29 protein-coding genes are annotated in these 21,724 nt (G+C 62.6%); 16 read left to right on the top strand and 13 right to left on the bottom strand.

Annotated elements, in window-relative coordinates:
- The first annotated feature begins 3 nt into the window (after positions 1 to 3).
- Positions 4 to 732, top strand: a complete 729-nt coding sequence (locus ACYG9Z_RS26655) for a metallophosphoesterase family protein (protein ID WP_023694134.1) — start codon at positions 4 to 6, stop codon at positions 730 to 732.
- 15 nt (positions 733 to 747) lie between these two features.
- Here ACYG9Z_RS26655 and ACYG9Z_RS26650 read toward each other — a convergent pair whose 3' ends face one another.
- Complete coding sequence (locus tag ACYG9Z_RS26650; RefSeq protein ID WP_023694133.1) at positions 748 to 1,563, bottom strand: VOC family protein; 816 nt, start codon at positions 1,561 to 1,563, stop codon at positions 748 to 750.
- Positions 1,564 to 1,757: 194 nt separating this feature from the next.
- Between ACYG9Z_RS26650 and ACYG9Z_RS26645 the strand changes: the two genes are divergently transcribed.
- Complete coding sequence (locus ACYG9Z_RS26645) at positions 1,758 to 2,312, top strand: RBBP9/YdeN family alpha/beta hydrolase (RefSeq protein ID WP_023694132.1); 555 nt, start codon at positions 1,758 to 1,760, stop codon at positions 2,310 to 2,312.
- 19 nt (positions 2,313 to 2,331) lie between these two features.
- Here the strand turns inward: ACYG9Z_RS26645 and ACYG9Z_RS26640 are convergent, their stop codons facing one another.
- Complete coding sequence (locus ACYG9Z_RS26640; RefSeq protein WP_023669090.1) at positions 2,332 to 3,105, bottom strand: HpcH/HpaI aldolase family protein; 774 nt, start codon at positions 3,103 to 3,105, stop codon at positions 2,332 to 2,334.
- 127 nt (positions 3,106 to 3,232) lie between these two features.
- A complete protein-coding gene (locus tag ACYG9Z_RS26635; protein ID WP_023669091.1) occupies positions 3,233 to 3,553 on the bottom strand; it encodes a DUF1476 domain-containing protein in 321 nt (106 codons plus the stop codon).
- Positions 3,554 to 3,600: 47 nt separating this feature from the next.
- Here ACYG9Z_RS26635 and ACYG9Z_RS26630 point away from each other — a divergent pair, with 47 nt between their 5' ends.
- From ACYG9Z_RS26630 to ACYG9Z_RS26605, 6 genes are all read left to right on the top strand, one after another.
- The gene (locus ACYG9Z_RS26630) at positions 3,601 to 3,723 is read left to right on the top strand and encodes a hypothetical protein (protein ID WP_280790911.1); all 123 of its coding nucleotides are present in this window, start codon (positions 3,601 to 3,603) and stop codon (positions 3,721 to 3,723) included.
- A gap of 105 nt (positions 3,724 to 3,828) precedes the next feature.
- On the top strand, positions 3,829 to 4,623 hold the full coding sequence (gene purC / locus ACYG9Z_RS26625) for a phosphoribosylaminoimidazolesuccinocarboxamide synthase (RefSeq protein ID WP_013532127.1): 795 nt from the start codon (positions 3,829 to 3,831) through the stop codon (positions 4,621 to 4,623).
- 88 nt (positions 4,624 to 4,711) lie between these two features.
- Positions 4,712 to 4,954: a phosphoribosylformylglycinamidine synthase subunit PurS gene (gene purS / locus ACYG9Z_RS26620; protein WP_023669092.1), complete on the top strand. Its 243-nt coding sequence runs from the start codon at positions 4,712 to 4,714 to the stop codon at positions 4,952 to 4,954.
- A gap of 1 nt (position 4,955) precedes the next feature.
- On the top strand, positions 4,956 to 5,624 hold the full coding sequence (purQ, locus tag ACYG9Z_RS26615; RefSeq protein WP_023684888.1) for a phosphoribosylformylglycinamidine synthase subunit PurQ: 669 nt from the start codon (positions 4,956 to 4,958) through the stop codon (positions 5,622 to 5,624).
- Between the two features lie 41 nt (positions 5,625 to 5,665).
- Positions 5,666 to 6,076, top strand: coding sequence for a hypothetical protein (locus tag ACYG9Z_RS26610; RefSeq protein ID WP_023669094.1), 411 nt, complete (start codon positions 5,666 to 5,668; stop codon positions 6,074 to 6,076).
- Positions 6,077 to 6,080: 4 nt separating this feature from the next.
- The gene (locus tag ACYG9Z_RS26605) at positions 6,081 to 6,725 is read left to right on the top strand and encodes a Pr6Pr family membrane protein (RefSeq protein WP_023684887.1); all 645 of its coding nucleotides are present in this window, start codon (positions 6,081 to 6,083) and stop codon (positions 6,723 to 6,725) included.
- Between the two features lie 12 nt (positions 6,726 to 6,737).
- Here ACYG9Z_RS26605 and ACYG9Z_RS26600 read toward each other — a convergent pair whose 3' ends face one another.
- A complete protein-coding gene (locus ACYG9Z_RS26600; protein ID WP_023751457.1) occupies positions 6,738 to 6,977 on the bottom strand; it encodes a DUF1127 domain-containing protein in 240 nt (79 codons plus the stop codon).
- A 93-nt stretch (positions 6,978 to 7,070) separates the two neighbouring features.
- Between ACYG9Z_RS26600 and ACYG9Z_RS26595 the strand changes: the two genes are divergently transcribed.
- The gene (locus ACYG9Z_RS26595; RefSeq protein WP_023751456.1) at positions 7,071 to 8,483 is read left to right on the top strand and encodes an aminotransferase-like domain-containing protein; all 1,413 of its coding nucleotides are present in this window, start codon (positions 7,071 to 7,073) and stop codon (positions 8,481 to 8,483) included.
- A 29-nt stretch (positions 8,484 to 8,512) separates the two neighbouring features.
- Here the strand turns inward: ACYG9Z_RS26595 and ACYG9Z_RS26590 are convergent, their stop codons facing one another.
- Entirely contained in the window at positions 8,513 to 8,677 is a 165-nt protein-coding gene (locus tag ACYG9Z_RS26590) for a hypothetical protein (RefSeq protein WP_023669098.1), read from the bottom strand.
- A 189-nt stretch (positions 8,678 to 8,866) separates the two neighbouring features.
- Here ACYG9Z_RS26590 and purL point away from each other — a divergent pair, with 189 nt between their 5' ends.
- The 3 genes from purL to ACYG9Z_RS26575 all read left to right on the top strand — a co-directional run bounded on the left by purL (position 8,867) and on the right by ACYG9Z_RS26575 (position 11,952).
- Positions 8,867 to 11,098 carry a phosphoribosylformylglycinamidine synthase subunit PurL gene (gene purL, locus ACYG9Z_RS26585; protein ID WP_023751455.1) on the top strand — a complete coding sequence of 744 codons (2,232 nt, stop codon included), beginning with the start codon at positions 8,867 to 8,869 and terminating at the stop codon, positions 11,096 to 11,098.
- Complete coding sequence (locus ACYG9Z_RS26580) at positions 11,095 to 11,619, top strand: hypothetical protein (protein WP_023751454.1); 525 nt, start codon at positions 11,095 to 11,097, stop codon at positions 11,617 to 11,619. Before purL ends, ACYG9Z_RS26580 begins: the two co-directional genes overlap by 4 nt.
- Positions 11,620 to 11,718: 99 nt before the next feature.
- Positions 11,719 to 11,952 carry a BolA/IbaG family iron-sulfur metabolism protein gene (locus ACYG9Z_RS26575; RefSeq protein ID WP_023751453.1) on the top strand — a complete coding sequence of 78 codons (234 nt, stop codon included), beginning with the start codon at positions 11,719 to 11,721 and terminating at the stop codon, positions 11,950 to 11,952.
- A 12-nt stretch (positions 11,953 to 11,964) separates the two neighbouring features.
- On the opposite strand, the gene ACYG9Z_RS26570 is transcribed toward ACYG9Z_RS26575, so the two are convergent.
- Complete coding sequence (locus ACYG9Z_RS26570) at positions 11,965 to 12,795, bottom strand: phosphodiester glycosidase family protein (protein WP_023751452.1); 831 nt, start codon at positions 12,793 to 12,795, stop codon at positions 11,965 to 11,967.
- Between the two features lie 163 nt (positions 12,796 to 12,958).
- Here ACYG9Z_RS26570 and grxD point away from each other — a divergent pair, with 163 nt between their 5' ends.
- On the top strand, positions 12,959 to 13,294 hold the full coding sequence (gene grxD, locus ACYG9Z_RS26565) for a Grx4 family monothiol glutaredoxin (RefSeq protein ID WP_023669102.1): 336 nt from the start codon (positions 12,959 to 12,961) through the stop codon (positions 13,292 to 13,294).
- A gap of 118 nt (positions 13,295 to 13,412) precedes the next feature.
- Positions 13,413 to 14,681, top strand: coding sequence for a multidrug effflux MFS transporter (locus ACYG9Z_RS26560; RefSeq protein ID WP_023743137.1), 1,269 nt, complete (start codon positions 13,413 to 13,415; stop codon positions 14,679 to 14,681).
- A gap of 57 nt (positions 14,682 to 14,738) precedes the next feature.
- Here ACYG9Z_RS26560 and ACYG9Z_RS26555 read toward each other — a convergent pair whose 3' ends face one another.
- The 4 genes from ACYG9Z_RS26555 to rpsD form a co-directional block, all read right to left on the bottom strand.
- The gene (locus ACYG9Z_RS26555; RefSeq protein ID WP_245259853.1) at positions 14,739 to 14,972 is read right to left on the bottom strand and encodes a hypothetical protein; all 234 of its coding nucleotides are present in this window, start codon (positions 14,970 to 14,972) and stop codon (positions 14,739 to 14,741) included.
- Between the two features lie 262 nt (positions 14,973 to 15,234).
- Complete coding sequence (locus ACYG9Z_RS26550) at positions 15,235 to 16,062, bottom strand: inositol monophosphatase family protein (protein ID WP_023700854.1); 828 nt, start codon at positions 16,060 to 16,062, stop codon at positions 15,235 to 15,237.
- Positions 16,052 to 16,939, bottom strand: coding sequence for a tRNA 2-thiocytidine(32) synthetase TtcA (ttcA, locus tag ACYG9Z_RS26545; protein WP_023669106.1), 888 nt, complete (start codon positions 16,937 to 16,939; stop codon positions 16,052 to 16,054). The genes ACYG9Z_RS26550 and ttcA overlap by 11 nt, the downstream gene beginning before the upstream one ends.
- 107 nt (positions 16,940 to 17,046) lie before the next feature.
- Positions 17,047 to 17,664, bottom strand: a complete 618-nt coding sequence (gene rpsD, locus ACYG9Z_RS26540) for a 30S ribosomal protein S4 (protein WP_023669107.1) — start codon at positions 17,662 to 17,664, stop codon at positions 17,047 to 17,049.
- A gap of 386 nt (positions 17,665 to 18,050) precedes the next feature.
- On the opposite strand from rpsD, the gene ACYG9Z_RS26535 reads away from it, so the two are divergent.
- Positions 18,051 to 18,251 carry a hypothetical protein gene (locus tag ACYG9Z_RS26535; RefSeq protein ID WP_023690200.1) on the top strand — a complete coding sequence of 67 codons (201 nt, stop codon included), beginning with the start codon at positions 18,051 to 18,053 and terminating at the stop codon, positions 18,249 to 18,251.
- Between the two features lie 83 nt (positions 18,252 to 18,334).
- On the opposite strand, the gene ACYG9Z_RS26530 is transcribed toward ACYG9Z_RS26535, so the two are convergent.
- Positions 18,335 to 18,523: a DUF3008 family protein gene (locus ACYG9Z_RS26530; RefSeq protein ID WP_023751451.1), complete on the bottom strand. Its 189-nt coding sequence runs from the start codon at positions 18,521 to 18,523 to the stop codon at positions 18,335 to 18,337.
- Between the two features lie 162 nt (positions 18,524 to 18,685).
- Between ACYG9Z_RS26530 and ACYG9Z_RS26525 the strand changes: the two genes are divergently transcribed.
- Complete coding sequence (locus ACYG9Z_RS26525) at positions 18,686 to 20,068, top strand: RNB domain-containing ribonuclease (protein WP_023751450.1); 1,383 nt, start codon at positions 18,686 to 18,688, stop codon at positions 20,066 to 20,068.
- A gap of 88 nt (positions 20,069 to 20,156) precedes the next feature.
- Here the strand turns inward: ACYG9Z_RS26525 and murI are convergent, their stop codons facing one another.
- Positions 20,157 to 20,945, bottom strand: coding sequence for a glutamate racemase (murI, locus tag ACYG9Z_RS26520; protein ID WP_023700859.1), 789 nt, complete (start codon positions 20,943 to 20,945; stop codon positions 20,157 to 20,159).
- Positions 20,946 to 21,090: 145 nt separating this feature from the next.
- Positions 21,091 to 21,699 (bottom strand): DUF805 domain-containing protein, encoded by a 609-nt coding sequence (locus ACYG9Z_RS26515; protein WP_023700860.1) that lies wholly within the window; start codon positions 21,697 to 21,699, stop codon positions 21,091 to 21,093.
- Positions 21,700 to 21,724 lie beyond the last annotated feature (25 nt).

Here is a 21,724-nt window from a genome sequence, read left to right as displayed (position 1 = left end):
TCCATGCGGCTGGCTGTCCTTTCCGACATCCATGGGAATCTGCGCGCGCTTGAGGCGGTTCATGCGCAGATCAAAGACGCTTCTCCCGACATCATCGTCAATCTGGGCGATTGTCTCTCCGGGCCGCTATGGCCTGAAGAAACCGCGCAATATCTGATGGCACAGAATTGGCCGACCGTGCGCGGCAATCACGACCGTGTGCTGGTCGAGCCGCCTGCTTCCGGGTTGGAAGACGTCGATGCTTTCACCCACCAATGCCTGTCCCAGGCGTCATTGACCTGGCTCTCCGCATTGCCGGTCACCCTGTCGCCTGCCCAGGACATCCTGCTTTGCCATGGCAGCCCCAGTGACGACGACGTGTTCCTGCTCGAGGAAGACGGAGGCAGCCACTTCCACCCGTCCAATGAAAAGCAGATCAGGCACAAGCTGGGCAGCGCCGGCGCCGGGCTGACCTTGTGCGGCCATACACATACGCCGCGCGTTGTGCGCTTGTCGGACAACCGGACAATCCTCAATCCCGGCAGTGTCGGCGTCCAGGCATTCCCAGGTTTGACTGTGACCGGCAGTCCGGATGCCCGCTATGCCCTTGCCACGCGCAAGGACAGACAATGGTCGTTCAGCCATCATACGGTCAGCTATGACTGGACCGAGGCGTCCACCCGCGCGACAGCCACCGGCTTCGACAGCTGGGCGCATGGGCTGCTGACGGGCTACGCCGCCACTTCCTTGTAAGAACCGAGCGGGCGCTCAGCCGGCGGCGCCCGGCACGGTGCGGATAACCGTGCCCCACGGATCTTCCCGCGTGGTTTCAGCGGTTGTCTTGTCCGACCGCATCTCGACCCAGGCCAGACCCGAGCGGGACGGATCGCGGCGGCCGGCGCCGGCGCTGTGCCACGAATTGCCACCGATATGATGGTGGTAGCCTCCCGACGACAGGAACACCGCCTGCCCTCCATACTTAGCGACCGTGTCGAAGCCAAATTCGTCGTGCCACCAGGCCTCGGCATCTTCCGGCCGGCCGACGCGCAGATGGACATGGCCGATAATGCTGTTTTGCGGCGCGCCCTGCCAGCCGGCGTCACCGGCCGGCACGCTGCCAACCACGGCGGCCAGATTCAGCCGCTCGGTCGCCATGGCGATCTTGTCGCCGTTCCACTTCCACTCCTGCGGCAGACGGTCCCTATAGACTTCAATGCCGTTGCCTTCGGGGTCGGTCAGGTACAAAGCCTCGCTGACCAGATGGTCGGAGGCGCCCTCGATGCGGATCTTGTTGGCGGCGGCATGGTTTATCCAACGGCCGAGATCGGCGCGGCTGGGCAGAAGGAAAGCGGTGTGGAAAAGGCCGGCGCTGCGCGGATCGTCGGGCTTGGCCGCTGCGTCAGGCTCGATGACCAGCAGCGGGCGCTCGGCAGCGCCCAGCGTGATGGCGCCATCGGCGCGGCTCAATTCCTGCAGGCCGACAACAGCCCGGTAGTAATCGGCAAGTCCTTCGGCGTCGCGCGCCTTCAGGCCCACGCGTGACACGCTGACGGGGGTCGTCGCGGCAAAAGGCAGTTCGCTCATAAAACTCTCCGTTCAGCGCGTTATCCCAGGCCGCGCCACCAGTCTATTCTGTTGTCCATCTCTTCCTGCCTCAAATCGTCGATCCTGATCGTTCACACAAGATGGAAAGAATCGAACAGGTTGTTCACGATTGTGATGCACCGCATGCGTCAGCGCGGGTTGCACGAGACACGGCCGCTCGCTATCTCAGCGCCATGAAAGTCAAAGACGCAGATATTCTGATCGTGCCGGGCTACACCAATTCCGGCCCCCAACACTGGCAGACACGCTGGCAGTCGAAACTGTCGACGGCGCGCCGGGTCGAGCAGGCGGAGTGGTCGAAGCCGGTGCGCGAGGACTGGACGGCGAGCGTGGCGAACGCTGTCAACGAGGCCGAGCGGCCGGTGGTGATCGTTGCCCATTCCCTGGGCGTGGCGGCCGCGGTGCAGGCCATTCCGCAGTTCAGGAAGCCGGTCGCCGGTGCGTTCTTTGTCGCGCCGCCCGACGTCGCCAACCCGGAGATAAGGCCGCGTCACCTGATGACCTTTGGCCCCTATGCACGCGAACCGCTGCCCTTCCCGTCCATCGTCATCGCCAGCCGCAACGATCCGTTCTGCGCCTTCGAGGTTGCCGAGGACATTGCCGGCGCCTGGGGTTCGCTGTTCATCGATGCCGGCGAAACCGGTCACCTCAATGAGGATGCCGGCTTCGGCCCGTGGCCGGAAGGGTCGATGACCTTCGCCAAGTTCCTGACCGACCTCAAGGCCTGACCGGGCAAGGCACCACGCCTCAGCCCTTGATCGAATCGTTCATGCTTTTGATGAGTATCTTTGCGCCGAGCGAAATCAGCGCATGGTCCGAGCCCATCGCCAGCAGCCGGTAGCCCATCGCCACGACGCGGCCGGCAATCGCCGGCTCAACGACGTAGATTGCCGCATGCTTGCCCGCCTTGCGCGTCCGCTCGGCGATGGAGGCGACGGTTTCCATCATGCTTTCCAGCGTCGAATTGACGGTGGCGCCATTCGACCAGGCGATGGAGAAATCCGATGGGCCGAGGAAGATGCCGTCAATGCCCGGCGTGTCGAGGATGCCGTCCAGCGCATCGAGTGCGGCGCGCGTTTCGACCATGGCAAAGGCCATGGTGCGTTGATTGGTGTCGCGCAGCCATTCGGCGTGGTCGCCTTTGCCATGGCGCGGAAAAGCATAGGTCGGGCCCCAGGAGCGCTCGCCCATCGGCGGATATTTCATCGCCGCGGCAAAGAGTTTTGCATCGGCCACCGAATTCACCATCGGTGCAATCACCGCCTCGGCACCGAAATCGAGGGCGCGGCTGGCCATGTCGAAGCGGCCGACCGGAATGCGCACCAGCGCCGGCTTGTTGGCGGCCAGCACCGGCACCAGGCCGCGCAAGACCGAGTCTTCGTGGTGTCCGCCATGCTGCATATCGAGGGTGACGGCGTCAAAACCCTGCTTGGCGATGATTTCGACCGTCAAAGCGTCCGGAACGCCGGACCAGGCGGTGAACAGCGTTTCATCCGCCGCCAGGCGTGACTTCAGGGACATGGGTGCTTTCCTCGTTGGGTAGAGCCTTGTAACAGGCCTACGCACAGTTTCAGCCGGAAAAGGCTGAAAAGGCAAAGAAAAACCGCCCGGCTGGACCGGGCGGTCGATTGGTCCAGCGCTACTCGCTCTAGGTGTTCTTGATCTGCTCGATCGCCTGCGCCATCAGTTCGTCCATGGTGCGGCGGATCTGGTGATCCGACTGGTCGACGCCGGCGGCGTCGAAATCCTTGCGGATCTTGCGGAATACGTCGTGATCGCCGGCTTCCTCGATATCGGAAACCACAACTTCCTTGGCATAGGCGTCGGCGTCAGTGCCGGATTTGCCCAGCTTTTCGGCGGCCCACAGACCGAGCGCCTTGTTGCGGCGTGCGGAAGCCTTGAAGCGAAGTTCTTCGTCGAAGGCGAATTTGCGCTCAAAACCCTCTTCGCGGTCTTTCATGCTGCTCATGGCTTCCCTCCGATGAAATCGATTCGCGTTGGCGATGGATATGTGTGTTGCCGCAGCACAAACCAAAAGGGCGCGGGCCGGTCAATATGCTACATCACTTGCTGCGCTGCGGCATTTCATTCCTGAAAGCGGTCGATGGAAAGGATTTGCCGATTGAGCAAACGCTGTGATTGGGATAGACCCGGCATTGAACCCCACCCGTCGCCGCACCAATTTAGGCAGACGGACAGGAACTGGTCGCTTGCCGCCTGCCCGCAAATCCAGAGAAAAATCAGATGAAAAATCGCCGCCGCATTTATGAAGGCAAGGCCAAGATCCTCTATGAGGGACCGGAACCGGGCACGCTTATCCAGTTCTTCAAAGATGATGCGACCGCATTCAACAAGAAGAAACATGAGGTCATCGACGGCAAGGGTGTGCTCAACAACCGCATTTCCGAGTACATCTTCAACCATCTGAACCGCATGGGCATTCCGACCCACTTCATCCGCCGGCTCAACATGCGCGAGCAGCTGATCAAGGAAGTCGAGATCATTCCGCTCGAAGTGGTGGTGCGCAATGTCGCCGCCGGCTCGCTGTCCAAGCGCCTCGGCATCGAGGAAGGCACCGTTCTGCCGCGTTCGATCATCGAATTCTATTACAAGGCCGATGCGCTCGACGATCCGATGGTGTCGGAAGAGCACATCACCGCTTTCGGCTGGGCAAGCCCGCAGGAGATCGACGACGTCATGGCGCTGGCCATCCGCGTCAACGACTTCCTCTCCGGCCTGTTCATGGGTGTCGGCATCCAGCTCGTGGATTTCAAGATCGAATGCGGCCGCCTGTTCGAGGGCGACATGATGCGCATCGTCGTTGCCGACGAGATCTCGCCGGATTCGTGCCGGCTGTGGGACGTGGCAACGCAGGACAAGCTCGACAAGGACCGTTTCCGCCGCGATATGGGCGGCCTCGTCGAAGCCTATCAGGAAGTTGCCCGCCGCCTTGGCATCATGAACGAGAACGAGCCGCCGCGCCCGACCGGCCCGGTGCTCGTCGCCTCGACCGATGGCCTCAAAGGCAAGCCGCATTAAGTCTTCATTTCTTGACGCAATTCCGGACGGAAAACCGCTTCACACTTTTCCTGGAATTGCTAAGTCTTCGAACAGGAACCTGTCCAGCATGATCAAGGCCCGCATCACCGTCACCCTCAAGAACGGCGTGCTCGACCCGCAGGGAAAAGCCATAGAGCACGCTCTGTCCGGACTGGGGTTCGGCGGCGTCGGCCAGGTGCGGCAGGGCAAGGTCTTCGACCTCGAGCTCTCGGAGACCGACAAGGCCAAGGCTGAAGCCGATCTGAAAGCCATGTGCGACAAGCTGCTGGCGAATACGGTGATCGAGAATTACGCGGTGGAGATCGCTTGATATGAAATCAGCTGTCGTTCTTCTCCCCGGCCTCAACCGCGACCGCGACATGATTGCGGCGCTGACCAAGATTTCCGGGCAGGCGCCGGCGACCGTCTGGCAGACCGACACTGAAATCCCCGATGTCGACCTGATCGCCATTCCCGGCGGCTTCTCCTTCGGCGATTATCTGCGCTGCGGCGCCATTGCCGCGCGGATGCCGGTGATGCGGGCAGTCGCTGAAAAGGCCGCCAAGGGCGTCATGGTCATTGGCGTCTGCAACGGGTTCCAGATTCTGGTCGAGGCCGGCCTGCTGCCCGGCGCGCTGATGCGCAATGCTTCGCTGAAATTCGTTTGCCGTGAGGTGAAGCTGCAGATCGCCAACGCCAACACCATGTTCACCCGCCGCTATCAGCCGGGCCAAATCATCCGCACGCCGGTTGCGCATCATGACGGCAATTATTTCGCCGATGCCGACACGCTTGCGCGCCTCGAGGGCGAAGGACAGGTTGTGTTCCGCTATGCCGAAGGCACCAATCCCAATGGCTCGATCAACGACATTGCCGGCATCATCAGCGAGAAGGGCAATGTGCTCGGCCTGATGCCGCATCCGGAAAACCTGATCGAGGCCGCGCATGGCGGCAGTGACGGCCGGGCGCTGTTCGAAGGCGCACTCGGCATCGCCGCCTGATATCTCTTCGAATTCCTTTCAAAACGCGGGGGCGGTTGACCATGAGACTGACGATTGTTCGCCTAGGTCCCCTGGCTGCTGCCGGCTTGGCGTTGGCGTCCTGCCAGTCCAGCCCGAAGAGCGCGCCGGTCCCCACGGGCAAGAGCGCTTCGCTGCTGGCCATGGAACAGGTAGCGATATCGGCCCACAAATGCTGGATCGCCAGCAAGGATCCCGCCTTCAAATCCTATCAGATGGCCAATGAGCTGAATTCGTTCAGCGGCACGCCCCGCTTCCTGCTGGTGCCGGCCAAGCATTATGGCGGCAAGCCGCTGCTGGTCGTCCAGGCGCAAGGCAATTCCAGCCGCGTCGACGTGTTCGGTCCGCTGATGGACGATCCGCTCGGCGCGCGCATCGGATCCGACATTGCGCGCTGGCAAACGGGCAACCCCTCCTGCAACGCGGCCGCCTGACGCCATGGGCCGCTTCCTGCAGTTTGCGGGATTGATCATCGGTCTGGCCGGGCTTGTCCTGCAAGCGTGCATCACCATCCCGGCATCGATGGAAGCCGGCCGCAGTTTTCTCGGCTCCATCGTCTTTCTGTTCAGCTTCTTCACCATCCTGACCAACATCGGTGCAGTGCTGGTCCATGTCTCGCTGCTGTCGCCTTCGGGCTACGCCTGGCTGCCGGCCTTTGCCGGGCCGCGGATGCGGGCGGGCGTGGCGGCTTCCATCGCCCTGGTCTTCATCGTCTACGCGACGGTTCTGGCGCAGCTCTGGCAGCCGCAGGGGCTGTTCCTGCTCTGTGACGTGCTGCTGCACTATGTGACGCCGGTGCTGTTCGTGCTGTGGTGGCTTGTTGCAGGCGCTGACGGCAGGACACGCTGGAGCGACATTTCGTGGTGGATGGCCTATCCGATCGCCTATCTCGCCTATGCGCTGGCGCGCGCACCGATCGCAGGCGAAGTGCCCTACCCGTTCCTCGACGTTGCGAAAAACGGCGCGGCCAACGTCGCCCTTGCGGCGCTGGCCGTCACCGGTGTTTTCCTGGTGCTGTGCATCCTCGCCGTGCTTGCCGATAAGGGCGTCTCACGCCTCAGGGCTCCGGGCACACGCCGCTGACCAGACTACAAGTTAGTCCCAGAATCGCCTGATGCCTTCGCGGTGAGCGTCGTCACGCGACACACCGATGTCCCTGAGCTGCTCGTCGGTCATTTCGAGCAAAGCCAGGCGGCCGCGACGGCGCTCGATCAGCACGTCGATCCATCGCGCCAGCGATCTGACTACATGCACAATCCGGCCGACAAAGCCTCGCCGGCTGGACGGCCCGACCAATTCAATGCCCGCGCAGCGGATTGTCTCGATTGTATCCATTGTCTTTCTGCCAACCTTGCAAATTGTACCCATCTTGGTACGGTTCTGATATGCATTGACACCCGATCTGGTGCAATATACAGAATTGTCACCATGACAAATTGGCTCCCTGACCTCACCACCGGTTCCGGCCCGCTTTACCAGCGCCTTGCCGACAGCATCGAGTCGGACATCGACAAGGGCGTTATCGATGCCGGGGCAAAATTGCCGCCGCAGCGCGATCTCGCCTATGACATTGGCACGACGGTCGGCACGATCGGCCGGGCCTATCAGCTGCTGCGCGAACGCGGGCTGGTGAGCGGCGAAGTCGGACGCGGGACCTATGTGCTGGCGCAGCAATCGGAAGCGGCGTCACCCGAATTCGCCGAGCCCGCCGTGCAAGGCACGCGCTATGTCGATGCACCGCCGGGCAAGCTGCGCTTCGACAGCACTGCCGCGCCCGACATCGGCCAGGGCGCCATTGTTGCCGACATGTTGCTTCGCACGGTTCAGGATCATCCGCACGAGATTTCGAGCTACACCAGGGATTTTCCGGAGCGCTGGTTCGAGGCCGGCGCCCGCTGGCTATCGCGCAATTCGTTCCGCCCTGCCGCCGAGACCATCGTTCCCACGCTGGGCACCCATGCCGCGGTGATGGCGGCGATCGCGGCGCTGACCACGCCGGGCGACTATGTCGTCTTCGAGCACCTCACCTATTCGCAGATCGCCCGCAGCGCCGGGCTGATCGGGCGGCGCATAGCACTGGTGGCATCGGACGAAGAAGGCCTCGATCCTGAGGATTTCGAACGCGTCTGCGCGCAAAAGCACCCGAAGATGATCTTCCTGATGCCGACGGTGCAGAACCCGACCCTGGCGATCCTGTCGGTTTCGCGCCGCGAGGCGATCGCCCGGGTCGCGCGCGCGTACAATGTCATCGTCATCGAGGACGATCTCTATGGCGGCCTGACCGAAGATCCGACGCCGCTCATTGCCGAATATGCGCCCGAGCGCACCATTGTCGCCGGCGGTCTGTCGAAATCGGTCGCGGCAGGTGTTCGCGGCGGCTGGCTCTCCTGCCCGCCCGCCTATCGCCATCGCATCCGCGTCGCCCACAAGATGATGACCGGCGGGATGCCGTTCCTGCTGGCGGAGGTGAATGCGCGGCTGGTGCTGTCTGGGCAGGCTGGCGATATCCGCAAACGCAGCATTGCCGAAATTGCCGCCCGCATCGCCATCGTGCGCGAGACACTGGCGGGTTTCGCCTTCAAGTCACACGGCAGCGTGCCCTTCGTCTGGCTGATGCTGCCCGATCCCTGGCTGTCCGGCACGTTCAGGAGCGCATGCCTCGAAAATGGCGTGCTCCTCGACGACGAGGACGAGTTCAAGGCGGGGCGTTCCGAGCAGGTTTTTCACGGCGTGCGTTTCGGCGTCTCGCAGCCAAGGCGGCGCGAGGACATCACCGGTGGCGTCGCGGTGATCCGGCGGCTGCTGGAGGAAGGCCGCGCCGGCTACGACAGTTCGTCCTGACTCGGTCCTCCTGTATCCCGATCTCAGGTTCAGCCCTCTGCCTTGAAGTTTTTGGCTTCCTTCGCGCCCTTGTCCTTGCCGTGCTTCTCGGCCAGGTCCTTGGCCTGCTTGGGCGAAACGTCGGTGGTCTCGGCAATATGCATGGCCTCCTTGTCGGAGAGGCGATTGTCTTTCTTGCCTTGCTTGGTGGCCATGTCGAAATCTCCTGATTGCTTTGAGGCCTAACGGCCGGGATGCCATAGCGTTCCCCAGCGGCTCCCCGCTACCATCGTCGCCCTGTGGTTTTCCGGCGTTTTTCGTCATCCAATGGGGTGTATCACGCCAAAGCTTGCGATATGAGGGGACTCAAATTCCCCTCTCCCCATGGACACAAATCGCCGCCCATGACCATTTCCAATTCCGTGCCGATCACTCCCCAACTCATTGCCGCCCACGGGCTCAAGCCCGACGAATACCAGCGCATCCTCGACCTGGTCGGGCGCGAACCGAGCTTTACCGAACTCGGCATCTTCTCGGCGATGTGGAATGAGCACTGCTCTTACAAATCCTCGAAGAAATGGTTGCGCACGCTGCCGACCACAGGGCCGCAGGTCATCCAGGGTCCGGGCGAGAATGCCGGCGTGGTCGACATCGGCGACGGCGACTGCGTCGTCTTCAAGATGGAGAGCCACAACCATCCCTCCTACATCGAGCCTTACCAGGGTGCGGCGACCGGCGTCGGCGGCATATTGCGCGATGTCTTCACCATGGGCGCGCGGCCGATTGCGGCGATGAACGCGCTGCGCTTCGGCGCACCCGACCATCCCAAGACCAGGCACCTTGTCAGCGGCGTGGTTTCCGGCGTTGGCGGCTACGGCAATGCGTTCGGCGTGCCGACGGTCGGCGGCGAGGTCAATTTCGACGCCCGCTACAATGGCAACATCCTGGTCAACGCCTTTGCCGCGGGCCTCGCCAAGACCGATGCGATCTTCCTGTCGGAAGCCAAGGGCGTCGGCCTGCCGGTCGTCTATCTCGGCGCCAAGACCGGCCGCGACGGCGTCGGCGGCGCCACGATGGCCTCGGCCGAGTTCGACGACAAGATCGACGAGAAGCGCCCGACCGTGCAGGTCGGCGATCCCTTCACCGAAAAATGCCTGCTCGAAGCCTGCCTTGAGCTGATGGCGTCCGGCGCCGTCATCGCCATCCAGGACATGGGTGCGGCCGGCCTCACCTGTTCGGCGGTCGAGATGGGCGCCAAGGGCGACCTCGGCATCGAGCTTCACCTCGACCAGGTGCCGGTGCGCGAAGAGCGCATGAGCGCCTATGAGATGATGCTGTCGGAGAGCCAGGAGCGCATGCTGATGGTGCTGCGCCCCGAGAAGGAAAAGGAAGCCGAGGCGATCTTCCACAAATGGGGCCTCGACTTCGCCATTGTCGGCAAGACCACCGACGATCTGCGCTTCCGCGTCATTCACCAGGGTGACGAGGTCGCCAACCTGCCGATCAAGGACCTTGGCGACAAGGCGCCGGAATATGACCGCCCCTGGGTCGAGCCGAAGAAACCTGCGGCGCTTGCCGCCGGCGATGCGCCGAAGGCCGATGTCGCCGACGCGCTGTTGAAACTGCTCGGCGGGCCGGACCTGTCGTCGCGCCGCTGGGTGTGGGAGCAGTACGACACGCTGATCCAGGGCAATTCGCTGCAGCTTCCGGGCGGCGACGCCGGCGTGGTGCGCGTCGAAGGCCATCCGACCAAGGCGCTCGCCTTCTCCTCCGACGTGACGCCGCGCTATTGCGAGGCCGACCCGTACGAAGGCGGCAAGCAGGCGGTGGCCGAATGCTGGCGCAACCTGACCGCCACCGGCGCGCTGCCGCTGGCGGCCACCGACAACCTCAATTTCGGCAATCCGGAACGGCCTGAGATCATGGGCCAGCTGGTCGGCGCGGTGAAAGGCATTGGCGATGCCTGCCGGGCGCTCGGCTTCCCGATCGTGTCGGGCAATGTCTCGCTCTACAATGAAACCAATGGCCAAGGCATCCTGCCGACGCCGACCATCGGCGGCGTCGGGCTGATCGCCGACTGGTCGAAGATGACCCGTATCGGCTTCGCCGCCGAGGGCCAGATGATCCTGCTGGTGGGCGCACCCGCAAGCTGGGGCAGCCATCTCGGCCAGTCCGCCTATTTCAGGGACATTCATTGCCGTACCGACGGGCCGCCGCCACCCGTCGACCTCGCCCACGAAAAGCGCGTCGGCGACCATGTGCGCGCGCTGATCGCGTCGGGCGTCGTGACCGCGGCCCATGACCTTTCCGATGGCGGCCTTGCCGTGGCCCTAGCCGAAATGGCGATCGCGTCCGGCATCGGCGCCACCATTCCGGGGCTCGCCGGCACCGACCCGATCCCGGTCTGGTTCGGCGAAGACCAGGGCCGCTACCTCCTGACGCTGTCCGTCGATCCGCAGAGCAAGGAATGGGACGCCATCCGCGAGGAACAGAGCAAGCTCGGCATCTTTGCGCCATGGATCGGCTCGACCGGTGGAAACGAACTGAAGCTCGGCGATGCCAGGGCGATCCCGGTCAGCGAATTGACCGCCACCCACGAAGGCTGGTTCCCGAACTTCATGGACAAGTCCAGTTGACCAGCCTGGCAGCCCGGACGCTGATCGCAGTCGTCTTCTGGCCGTCGCTGTTCTTCTTCTGGTTCCTTGGGCCGTTCGTCTTTTTCCTGCTGTCGACGACCTCGAGCGAGGTCTGTCCGCTGCTGGAAAGGCGTGACCAGTTCCTTGAGGCGGCCAATGGCACACTGCAGATGCTGGCCTTGCAAAGTCTGATCTATGCGATCCCCATCGTCTGCCTGGTGCTGTGGAGCCGCCTTTTGCCGAACCCGGCGCGCGCAAGGCATGTCGCCACCTGCATCAAGCTCTTTGCGATTGCGGTCATTACCGGCGCGCTGTGGGAATACGGGTCATCGCTGATCTGCGACGGCTATGGCCAACCATTCTTTTCGCCCTTGTGGCAGATGACCAGCTATCTCCCGATTATCAACCTGGCGCTCAACATCCCGCTCTATGTCCTGGTGTTCAGCCTTGGCCGGGGGTTCTCGACCCGCGACGACATTACCGAAGATGGTGTGGTTCACCCGCGGCAGGATGGCCCTTAGACACTGCGTCGCCGACAGAACGGCTTCAACCCGAACCAGAAAGGCTTTAGGCTGCCGTGCGAGTCACTCGTGCCTAGCCGCCCAGAACAGGATTTTGCCATGGCAATGGATGCCCACGACATCGAAAAACTGATCAAGGACGGGATTCCGGACGCCAAGGTGACGATCCGCGACCTCGCCGGTGACGGCGATCACTATGCAGCCGAAGTGGTGGCCGAAAGCTTCCGCGGAAAGAGCCGCGTCCAGCAGCACCAAATGGTCTATGATGCGCTGAAGGGCAATATGGGCGGCGTGCTGCACGCGCTGGCCCTGCAGACCAGCGTGCCGGAGTGAAGCCAGACTGGCCTACTGTTTCTGCGGCTGCTTCGCCGACACTGACGTGATCGGCTTCGCCGACACTGAGATGATCGGGCCCGCCGGGTATTTTCCGCCGACGATCATTCTTTTCCCATCCGACAGCGCGGAGACCGCGCCGTCGAGGAACAGCGCGTTGCGGCATTGTAGCGCGTCGCGAAACAGCCGCGCAAAGCTGCCGAAACTGACCTCAGACCGCGAGATCGCCAGCACAACGGTGTTTTCATCGCGCACGCCGACACCGTTGCGGATGTAGCGCGAGGTTCCGTTCCGCTCGAAGCGTGGATGAATCTGGCCGTCGATCACCAGCATCGGGCCCGACTGCGTGGCGAAGGCGACATCGGGTTTGGCGACGGCATAGGCGTTGCTTTCCATGACAGCCGCCTTGCCGTCATTGCCCACCAGAAAGACGCCGTTCGGTTTCAGGAAGAAATTGCCTTCGCCGTCGGCAAGATTGAGCCGTGACTTTTCGCTGCCGTTCTCGACCAGCAGGCCGACCGGCGACAAATCCTCGTGATACATGCCGCCATTCATGGCGAGCTGCACCGGCCTCCCCTCGCCCGCAACCGCCTTGTCGAAGGCTTCGAGCGAACCAAAAGGCTTGCCATCGGCGCCGGCGTGGAAAACACCGATGCTGTCGGCGCGAAGATCGGTCTCGCAGACGACATAGGTCACCGCCTCGAAGGCGACATTCCGGCAAGGCGCGGGCAGGTCACCGCCAATGACCAGCGGCGGCGGCTCCGGGCGTCTCGGCCACCAGACAACGGCAATCGCCGCCAGCAGGATGGCGATCGGAAGGGCGGCACCATATCGTCTTTTCATCATGTTCCGAAGGTTGCAATCGGCTCGGATGCTTGGCCCAAGACAGGCGATCCTTTGCGCCATTTCCGCGACGGCGGCGCAAACATCTTGTTTCGGCCCATCTATGGGTTTATTTGATGGCTATGCTTCGAGCCTGACTCCCACAGGCGTGAAAGGATATCTCATGAGCGGCATCAACGACTACATCGACAGCGAAGTGAAGGGCAACGACGTCGTCCTTTTCATGAAGGGCACGCCCGGTTTTCCGCAGTGCGGCTTTTCCGGCCAGGTCGTCCAGATCCTCGATTACATCGGCGCCGACTATAAGGGCGTCGACGTGCTGACCTCGGCCGAACTGCGCCAGGGCATCAAGGAATATTCGAACTGGCCGACGATCCCCCAGCTCTACGTCAAGGGCGAATTCGTTGGCGGCTGCGACATCATCCGCGAAATGTTCCAGGCGGGCGAGTTGCAGACGTTGCTCGTCGACAAGGGCGTCAGCGTCAAAGCGACAGCCTGATTCTGAGTTGAGACGGGGCAGCCCCGCCCCGGCAAAATGTTACCTCCCCCTATCGGAGTGAGGACGAACTTATGCGCCGGCATGCCGGCGCATATTCGTTTTGAAGATCGGACCCGCCGTGGACCAGCCAGCAAAAGCGCCGCAACAGGCACGCAAATTGCCTATTCCGCGCTGGGAATTCATCGCGCTGTGCGCGGCACTGATGGCGTTGAACTCGCTGGCCATCGACATCATGCTGCCGGCACTGCAGCAAATCGGCGCCACGCTCGGCGTCGAAAATGAAAACCACCGCCAATATGTGATCACCGCCTATATGCTCGGCTTCGGCGGCGGACAGCTTTTCTTCGGGCCGATTTCGGACCGGTTCGGGCGCCGCGCGCCATTGGTCGCCGGGCTGGCGATCTATGTCGTGGCGGCTGCGGCCGCGGCCATCGCCCCGTCCTTCGCCATCCTGTTGCTGTGCCGGCTTGTGCAAGGTATCGGTGCTGCCGCCACACGCGTCATCGCCGTCTCGATCGTGCGCGATACGTTCGACGGCAGGCGCATGGCCGAGGTGATGTCGCTGATCTTCATGGTGTTCATGGCCATCCCGGTGATCGCGCCCGGGATCGGCCAGGTCATCATGCTGTTCGCAACCTGGCACTGGATCTTCGTCACCATGGCGGTCGGGGCGCTGATCGTGTCGGCGTGGTCGCTGCTGCGCCTGCCGGAGACTCTTCATCCCGAACATCGCCGGCCGTTGACTGTCTCTTCGGTGATCGACGGCTTCCGCATCGTGCTCACAAACCGCCTCACGCTCTGCTATGCTTTCGCCAGCACCTTCATCTTCGCCGCCATGTTCGGCTTCATCATCTCCGCGCAGCAGATCTATATCGACATCTTCCACGTCGGCGAGCTATTCCCGGTCATCTTCGCCGGCGTTGCGGGCGTGCTGGCCTTCTCGAACTACCTCAACTCGCGGCTGGTCGGACGGGTCGGCATGCGCCGGCTGTCGCAAGGCGCGCTGCTTCTGTTCCTGTGCATCAGCCTTGCCTGGCTGGTCGTCTCGCTCGAAATGAACATGCCGCTCTGGCTGTTCATCACCTTCTTTGCCTCTGCGATGCTGCCTTTCGGCGGGCTCGGCGCGAATTTCAACGCGCTCGCGATGGAGCCGCTCGGCGAGCTCGCCGGCACCGCCGCATCCATTCTGGGCTTCATGCAGACCTTTCTCGGCGCCATCATCGGCGCGCAGATCGGCCAGGCCTTCAATGGCACGGTGACACCGCTGGCCGCAGGGTTCTGCAGCGTCTCGGTTGCGGCCCTGCTGATGATCCTGATCGCCGAGCGCGGCAAGATGTTCCAGCCGCACAACCCACCCATTTCAGGGCACGTCACCGACCTGCATTGAGCGACGCGCCTTGAGATTGTTGGTCTCAAAACCGCATCCACCTTTATGCGACGCGTTTCAGGATGCGCCGCCAATCACTGCCGTGAAACGAGGGAACAGCGGGCGCCCTGCGATGGCGCCACCCATGCTGTCCGAAAGAGGCATCGGCAGAGCCTTGTCGAGAGCTTCGAGCACGGATGACACAAAGACCCGGTTGAGCGAGGCATCATCTCCCATATGGGAGAAAGTGGCGCGCGGTTTGCCCATCAGCGTGCCGTTTTTGCGAATTGAGAAACTCAGCGTCAGGGTCATGCCAGCACTTCCAGGCGGCGGCTGCCAACAGGCAAAGATCGCGGAAAACATCTCGTCTATGGTATCGACGGGATCGCGACTGCCGCACGCCCGTTCCTGCGATCTTGCCTCAGTGGCGCCAGCGGCGGCCAAGGCAAGTGCAAGCGCTGTTGCAACAATTGCGGACCGATGTTTCATTTCGCAGCTTCCGACTTCGCGAGAGATTGGACACTATAACAGAGCCAATATACTTGACGAAAGCCTCTACCAGCAGTTGGACCGATTATTGCGCCCAGAGTTCCCTGCGCAACTCCTGCCAGCTTTCCTTGTCCGGGGCGACAAGAATGCCGCCGTCGACATGCGAGGGCAGATAGGCGCTGCCGTCGATCCGCGCGGTGTAGCCGCCGGCCTCGGCGTGGATCAGCACACCGACCAGATGGTCCCACGGCATCAGTTTGTTGTAGACGACGAAATGGGCATGGCCGCTGGCCAGAAGACGGTATTCATGTGCCGCGCAGCGATAGCCGAACTGCGACAGGGTCTTGGTCTGGTTGCGCGCCAGGAGCGAGCGTTGCGGTTCCGCCAGATATTGCCAGGAGACGGAGCCGGTCATCTGCGAGATCGGCACGGCATCGGCGACATGCACCGTCTCCAGCGCGCCATGCGCATGGCGGATATGGCTGCCGGCGCCCTTGGCGCCGATCAGCCAGTCCCGGCCTACGGGGTCATGGATGATACCGGCGACGGTTTCGCCCTTGACGACGACGCTCAGCATGACGCCGAAGAGCGGCACGCCGGAGGCGAAGTTGAAGGTGCCGTCGACCGGGTCGACGACGAAGGCGAGGTCGGCATCGCCGAGCCCCTGAAGCAGCGCCGGATTGTCGGAACAGGCTTCCTCGCCGACGATCATCGCCGTGGGATAGCGCTCGCGCAGCCTGGCCGTGATCAGCCGCTCGGCGTTGATGTCGGCCTCGGTCACCAGGTCGGCAGCCGAGGTCTTCTGTCTGATGTCGCCCTCGCCCAGCCGGCGAAAGCGTGGCATGATTTCGGCCCTGGCTGCATCGGCGAGAAGCTCGGCCAGCCAGTCGATCGCTTGGTCGTCAAATATCATCGGAAATGTCTTGTCCTGTGCTGAGGCTGCCATTGAGGGCGGCAAAGTCGAACAGCTTTCTGTCGAGCAGATGCGACGGCCTGGTGTTGGACAGCGCGCGCAGCATCGTATCCTTGCGGCCCGGCATGCGCTTTTCCATATCGTCCAGCATCGCCTTCATGGCGTTGCGCTGCAGGCCTTCCTGGCTGCCGCAGAGATCGCAGGGAATGATCGGGAATTTCATCGCGGCGGCGAATTTTTCCAGATCGACCTCGGCGCAGTAGCTCAGCGGCCGCAGCACCATGACGTCGCCGTCGTCATTGAGCAGCTTTGGCGGCATGGCGGCAAGGCGGCCGCCATGGAACAGATTCATGAAGAAGGTTTCGAGAATGTCCTCGCGGTGGTGGCCGAGCACCAGCGCCGAACAGCCCTCCTCGCGCGCGATGCGATAGAGATGGCCGCGCCGCAGCCGCGAGCACAGCGAACAATAGGTGCTGCCCTGAGGCAGCTTGTCGGTGACCACCGAATAGGTGTCCTGATACTCGATGCGATGGGCAATGCCATGCGCATCGAGGTAGTCGGGCAAAATGTGCTTCGGAAAATTCGGCTGGCCCTGGTCGAGATTGCAGGCCAGCAGCTCGACCGGCAGCAGCCCGCGCCATTTGAGATCGAGCAGCACGGCCAGCAGCCCGTAGGAATCCTTGCCGCCGGACAAGGCCACCAGCCAGCGGTCGCCGGGCCTCGCCATGGCGAAATCCTCGACCGCCTGACGGGTTAACCGCAACAGCCGCTTACGCAGTTTGTTGAACTCGACGGAAGACGGCACGTCGGCAAACAGCGGATGGAAGCCGCCTTCAGCAATCGGTTCAACTGTTTCGATGTCTGCCAGCATGTTCATGGCTTGTCGCTTTCCATAGCCGAGAGTGCCGGATTAGCGGACATGGCCGACAAAGAAAAGGCCGCCTCGACGGGCGGCCCTTTCCAGTATCGCAGAAAAGCGATCGCTTAGCGCGAATAGAATTCGACGACCAGGTTCGGCTCCATCTGCACGGCGAACGGAACATCGGCCAGGCCGGGGATGCGCGAGAAGGTCGCGACCATCTTGTTGTGATCGACTTCGATATAGTCCGGCACGTCGCGCTCGGCGAGGCCGACCGCTTCCAGCACGATGACCAGCTGCTTCGACTTTTCCCGCACTTCGACGACATCGCCCGGCTTGCAACGGTACGAGCCGATGTTGACGCGCTTGCCGTTGACGTTGACGTGGCCGTGGTTGACGAACTGGCGAGCCGCGAAAATGGTGGGCACGAACTTGGAGCGGTAGACGACCGCGTCGAGACGCGACTCGAGCAGGCCGATCAGGTTCTCGGAGGTGTCGCCCTTGCGGCGATCAGCCTCTTCATAGACTTTGCGGAACTGCTTTTCGGAGACATCACCATAGTGACCCTTCAGCTTCTGCTTGGCGCGCAGCTGCAGGCCGAAATCGGAAAGCTTGCCCTTGCGGCGCTGGCCGTGCTGGCCGGGGCCGTATTCACGCTTGTTGACCGGGGACTTCGGGCGGCCCCAGATGTTTTCGCCGAGACGGCGGTCGATCTTGTACTTCGCGGATTCGCGCTTGCTCATCGCATTCCCTTTCAAAACAAACCACCCGGAGCCTCATGGTCCGGGTGAAGGAAACGCGCCCTCCTCTGGCCTCCGTTTTCGAGGCCTGACAGGGTTTTCCCACGCAACGCGGCGGAAAACCCACGGGACACGTCAGTCTAGACAAAACCCAGGAAACGATAAACCTGCTTTCCCGGGCTTGCCATGCAAAAGAAACAACCGGGCATTGCGGCCCGGTGTTGGTGCGCTCGTTAAACGGAGATTTGAGCAGAGTCAAGCGCGTCGCTGGCGCTGGGCCCGGCAACCATATCACGTCTTTGGCGTTGAGTGCCGTGCCGGATGCGGCGGGAGGTTGTTGCGCCGACGGCATTTAGGAAGGGACTGGAGCCAAAGGAGCCCGAAGTCGCATGAAGAAGTTTTTCCTCTCGTTGGTCGGTGCAGCCGTCCTGGCCGGGACGATGTCGATCGCCGTGCCCGAGCCAGCGATGGCCAAGCATTGGCAGGGCCACAAGCATCGTCAGACCTGCCATGTCGTGGTGAAGAAGAAGGTCATCTGGCGGCATGGCCACAAGAAGGTCATCCGCTACAAGGTGAAGCGCTGCTGGTGACGTCAGGGGTTTCGGGCTTGGCCTGAACCGAAGAAGCCCGTGGTTTCGGCCACGGGCTTTGTTTATCAACTCGGTTCAAGGTTTCAGTCTGCCGATTTCTTCTCCGGCAGGCCTTTGCGCTTGGTCTCTGCGAATTCCTCGAGCTGTTTTTCGCTCATCGAATTGTACATCGACTTCGACGCGCCTTGAAGCTCGCTCTTCCTGGTCTCGTCGCGCTTGGCCGACAGGGCTGCGCCAGCGGCCTTTTGCTGTGCTTTTGAGGTTGCAGGCATATCGGCTCCTCCTTTGCTGCCAGAGGAAGAAACGTTGCGCTCCGGCGACGGTTCCAGCGCTGGCGGTCAACTTCCGTTCCGCGCTCATACCAGCCCATGGTCGGCCGGCACTGCCGGCAAAACCACCTTCCCGTGCCCGCAACGCCGGTGTAGGACGGCGCCATGAAATCGTTGAACGATCCCTCGCAGGCACTCGCTACCGGCCTCGCGAAAATCCGCACCGAGTTCCATGTGCCGGAGGGATTTCCCCCTGATGTAATGGCCATGGCACAGACGGCGGCCAGGCGCGTGCCCGACCAGCATGCCGACCGCACGGCGATGCCTTTCGTGACGCTCGATCCCGCGGCTTCCACCGATCTTGACCAAGCGTTTTCGATCGAAGCGAGCGGTAGCGACCTTCTGTTGCACTATGCGATTGCCGACGTAGCCTGGTTCGTCGCGGACGGCGACGCGGTGGATCGCGAAGCCTGGGCGCGGGGCGAAACCCTATATTTGCCGGACGGCAAGGCCGGGCTCTATCCCCGGGTCATTGCCGAGGGCGCCGCGAGCTTGCTGCCCGGCGCTCCGCGTCCGGCTGTCATCTTCACGGTCCGGATTGCCGAGGACGGAGCGGTAAGGCTGGATGGCGCGGAGCGGGCAATCATTCAAAGCCGCGCCAAGCTCGCCTATGACAGCGTGCAGGCCGCCGACGTCCCAGTCGGCTTCGCCGAAATCGCGCGACGCATGGCGGCGGCCGAAGACCGTCGCGGCGCTTCGCGCGTCGACCCGCCCGAGCAGGAGGTGGAACAGCTTGCCGATGGCACGTTCCAGCTTGCGTTCAGACCGCTGCTGCAATCCGAGCAAGACAACGCAGCACTTTCGCTGGCCGCCAACATGGCGATTGCCGACGCCATGCTGGCACACCGGACCGGCTTGTTCCGGGTGATGGCGCCGCCCGATGCTTCCAAAGTACAAAGACTGCGCAGCGCGGCACGGGCCTTAGGCCTGTCCTGGCCTCCTTCGACCAGCCTGTCCGACTATCAGCGAACCCTCGATCCGACCAACATGCAACAGGCAGCGCTGATGCTGGAAATCCGCCGCGCCGGCTCCGGTGCGTCCTACCAACCCTATGAAGAAGGCGTTGTCCCCTGGCACGAGGCGATGGCCGCGACCTATGCCCACGCCACCGCGCCCCTGAGGCGGCTGGCCGATCGCTACGTCGTGCGCTGCGTGCTGGCCATCGCCAACGGCCAGCCGGTGCCGCAAGCCGTTACCGAGGCGTTTTCCAGACTGCCGAAGGTGATGGGCCGCGCAGGCGCCCGCGCCTCGCAGATCAACCACGCGGCCATCGACCTTGCCGAGGCGGTGATGCTGAGGGGGCGCATGGGTGAAACATTCAAGGCCGTCGTCACCGACGTCGGTGATCAGCGTGTGCGCGTTCAGCTCTCGGACATGCCTGTCGTTGCTAATGTGAAGGCCTCAGGGTTCAGGCAGGGCGATGGCCTGACGCTAAGGCTTGTTTCGGCCGATCCGGATCGGCGCGTCATTGTCTTCGAGCCTGCCTAAAGCGCGTCGGCGACGCGCTTTAGTTTTTTCGTTTTATGCATGTCGTTGTCCCAAAACCGCTGCGCACTTTTGGGCGACATGCATTAGTCTAGCGCGCGCTCAATCCAAAACCTTGCATCAGCCGGCTGATGGCGAAGTCCGCCTTTCCCGAGGTAAAGACGGCGATGTCGGGCTCGCTTTGCGGCAATGGCCCGTCGACAGCCGGAAGCAGCGACAGAGCGCGCCGCGCAATCGCCTCGGCCGGGTCGATCCAGTCGACCGGCCAGGGCGCGGTCTTGCGCATGCGATTGGCCAGGAACGGATAGTGCGTGCAGGCGAGCACGACGATGTCCGTGCGCAAATCGTCATGCTGGACAAAACACGGTGCGATCTCGGCACGCACGGCCTCCTCGTCGACAAAGCCCTCGCGCATGTAGGCCTCGGCCAGTCCGGCGAGATTGTTGCTGCCGACCAGCCGGACATGGCATTTCTGCGCCCATTTGCCGATCAGGTCGCGCGTGTACTGGCGCTTCACCGTGCCCGGCGTCGCCAGCACCGAGACCAGCCCGGACCGGGTGCGCTCGGCAGCCGGCTTGATTGCCGGCACCGTGCCGACAAAGGGATGGCCAGGGAATTCTTCCCGCAACGCATCGATCACCAGCGTCGAAGCGGTATTGCAGGCGACGACCGAAATTTCCGGATCAAAACGGTCGAGCAGCTTGGCGAAGAGCTCGACTATATGGGCCTGCAGCGCCGGCTCTTCCCAGGCGCCGTAGGGAAAGGCCTTGTCATCGGCGACGTAGACGAAGCGCCGGTCGGGCATCAGCACGCGCGCTTCGCGCAGCACGGTCAATCCGCCAACGCCGGAATCGAACATCAGGATCGGACGGTGGCTCATTGATATCGGACCATGAAAGAGGCTGGATCAGAAGGCTTGGCGGTCATTGGCCAATGCCGTTCTTCTATCTGCAACCATCATGGTCTTGAAGTGGCGAATGTCAGCAAGTTCTATGCAAAGCCGGCGAAGACGACCTTGCCTCGGTCTAGAGCCCGCGCTTGCCGAAGCCGGCGGGCCGCGGGCGGCCCATAGGCTGGGCGGACGGCACCGAGCGCGTGGCCGGTGTGGCGTTGCGCATGGAAGACTGTGCCGTGCTGCTGGCCATCCGGCCGGATCCCGCAGGCATGGGCGTATCGCCATCGAAATCGAAAACCGATGTCAGTTCGTCGATATTGATGCCCGCCACCGGCTTAGCCACCAGGATCGTGCACCAAAGGCCAAAGATCGACAGCGCAAGCAGGTTGAGACCGCTGGACGTGCTTTCCGGATTGTTGAAATCGATGACCAGCAGCGTGCCTGCCTGCAGAAAGGCGTAGATGGCGCAGAACACGATGTAGGACCACAGGATCCACGCTTTGCCGTTGGCGTCGCGGCTGCGTCGCCAGGCGATGTTGGCACGCATGACCACGGCCAGGAGGGAAACGACCAGAACCGCGCCTGCCATCCCTTGCCGCGATGGACCGGGCGCCGAGTTGACCAGCCCCTCAAAGCCGATCGTGCCAACGATGCACAGCACGGCAAGAACGGCCTCGAGCAGGGCTACGCCGAGCGAATAGAAGAAGAAGCGCATACGGCCGATTTTGGACGTGAACATTTGCCACCCCACCGTTTTGACAACA

The sequence above is a fragment of the Mesorhizobium sp. RSR380A genome (assembly GCF_054719385.1).
The sequence above is the reverse complement of the archived record's forward strand: the minus strand, read 5'-3'. Positions and strand labels throughout refer to the sequence as shown.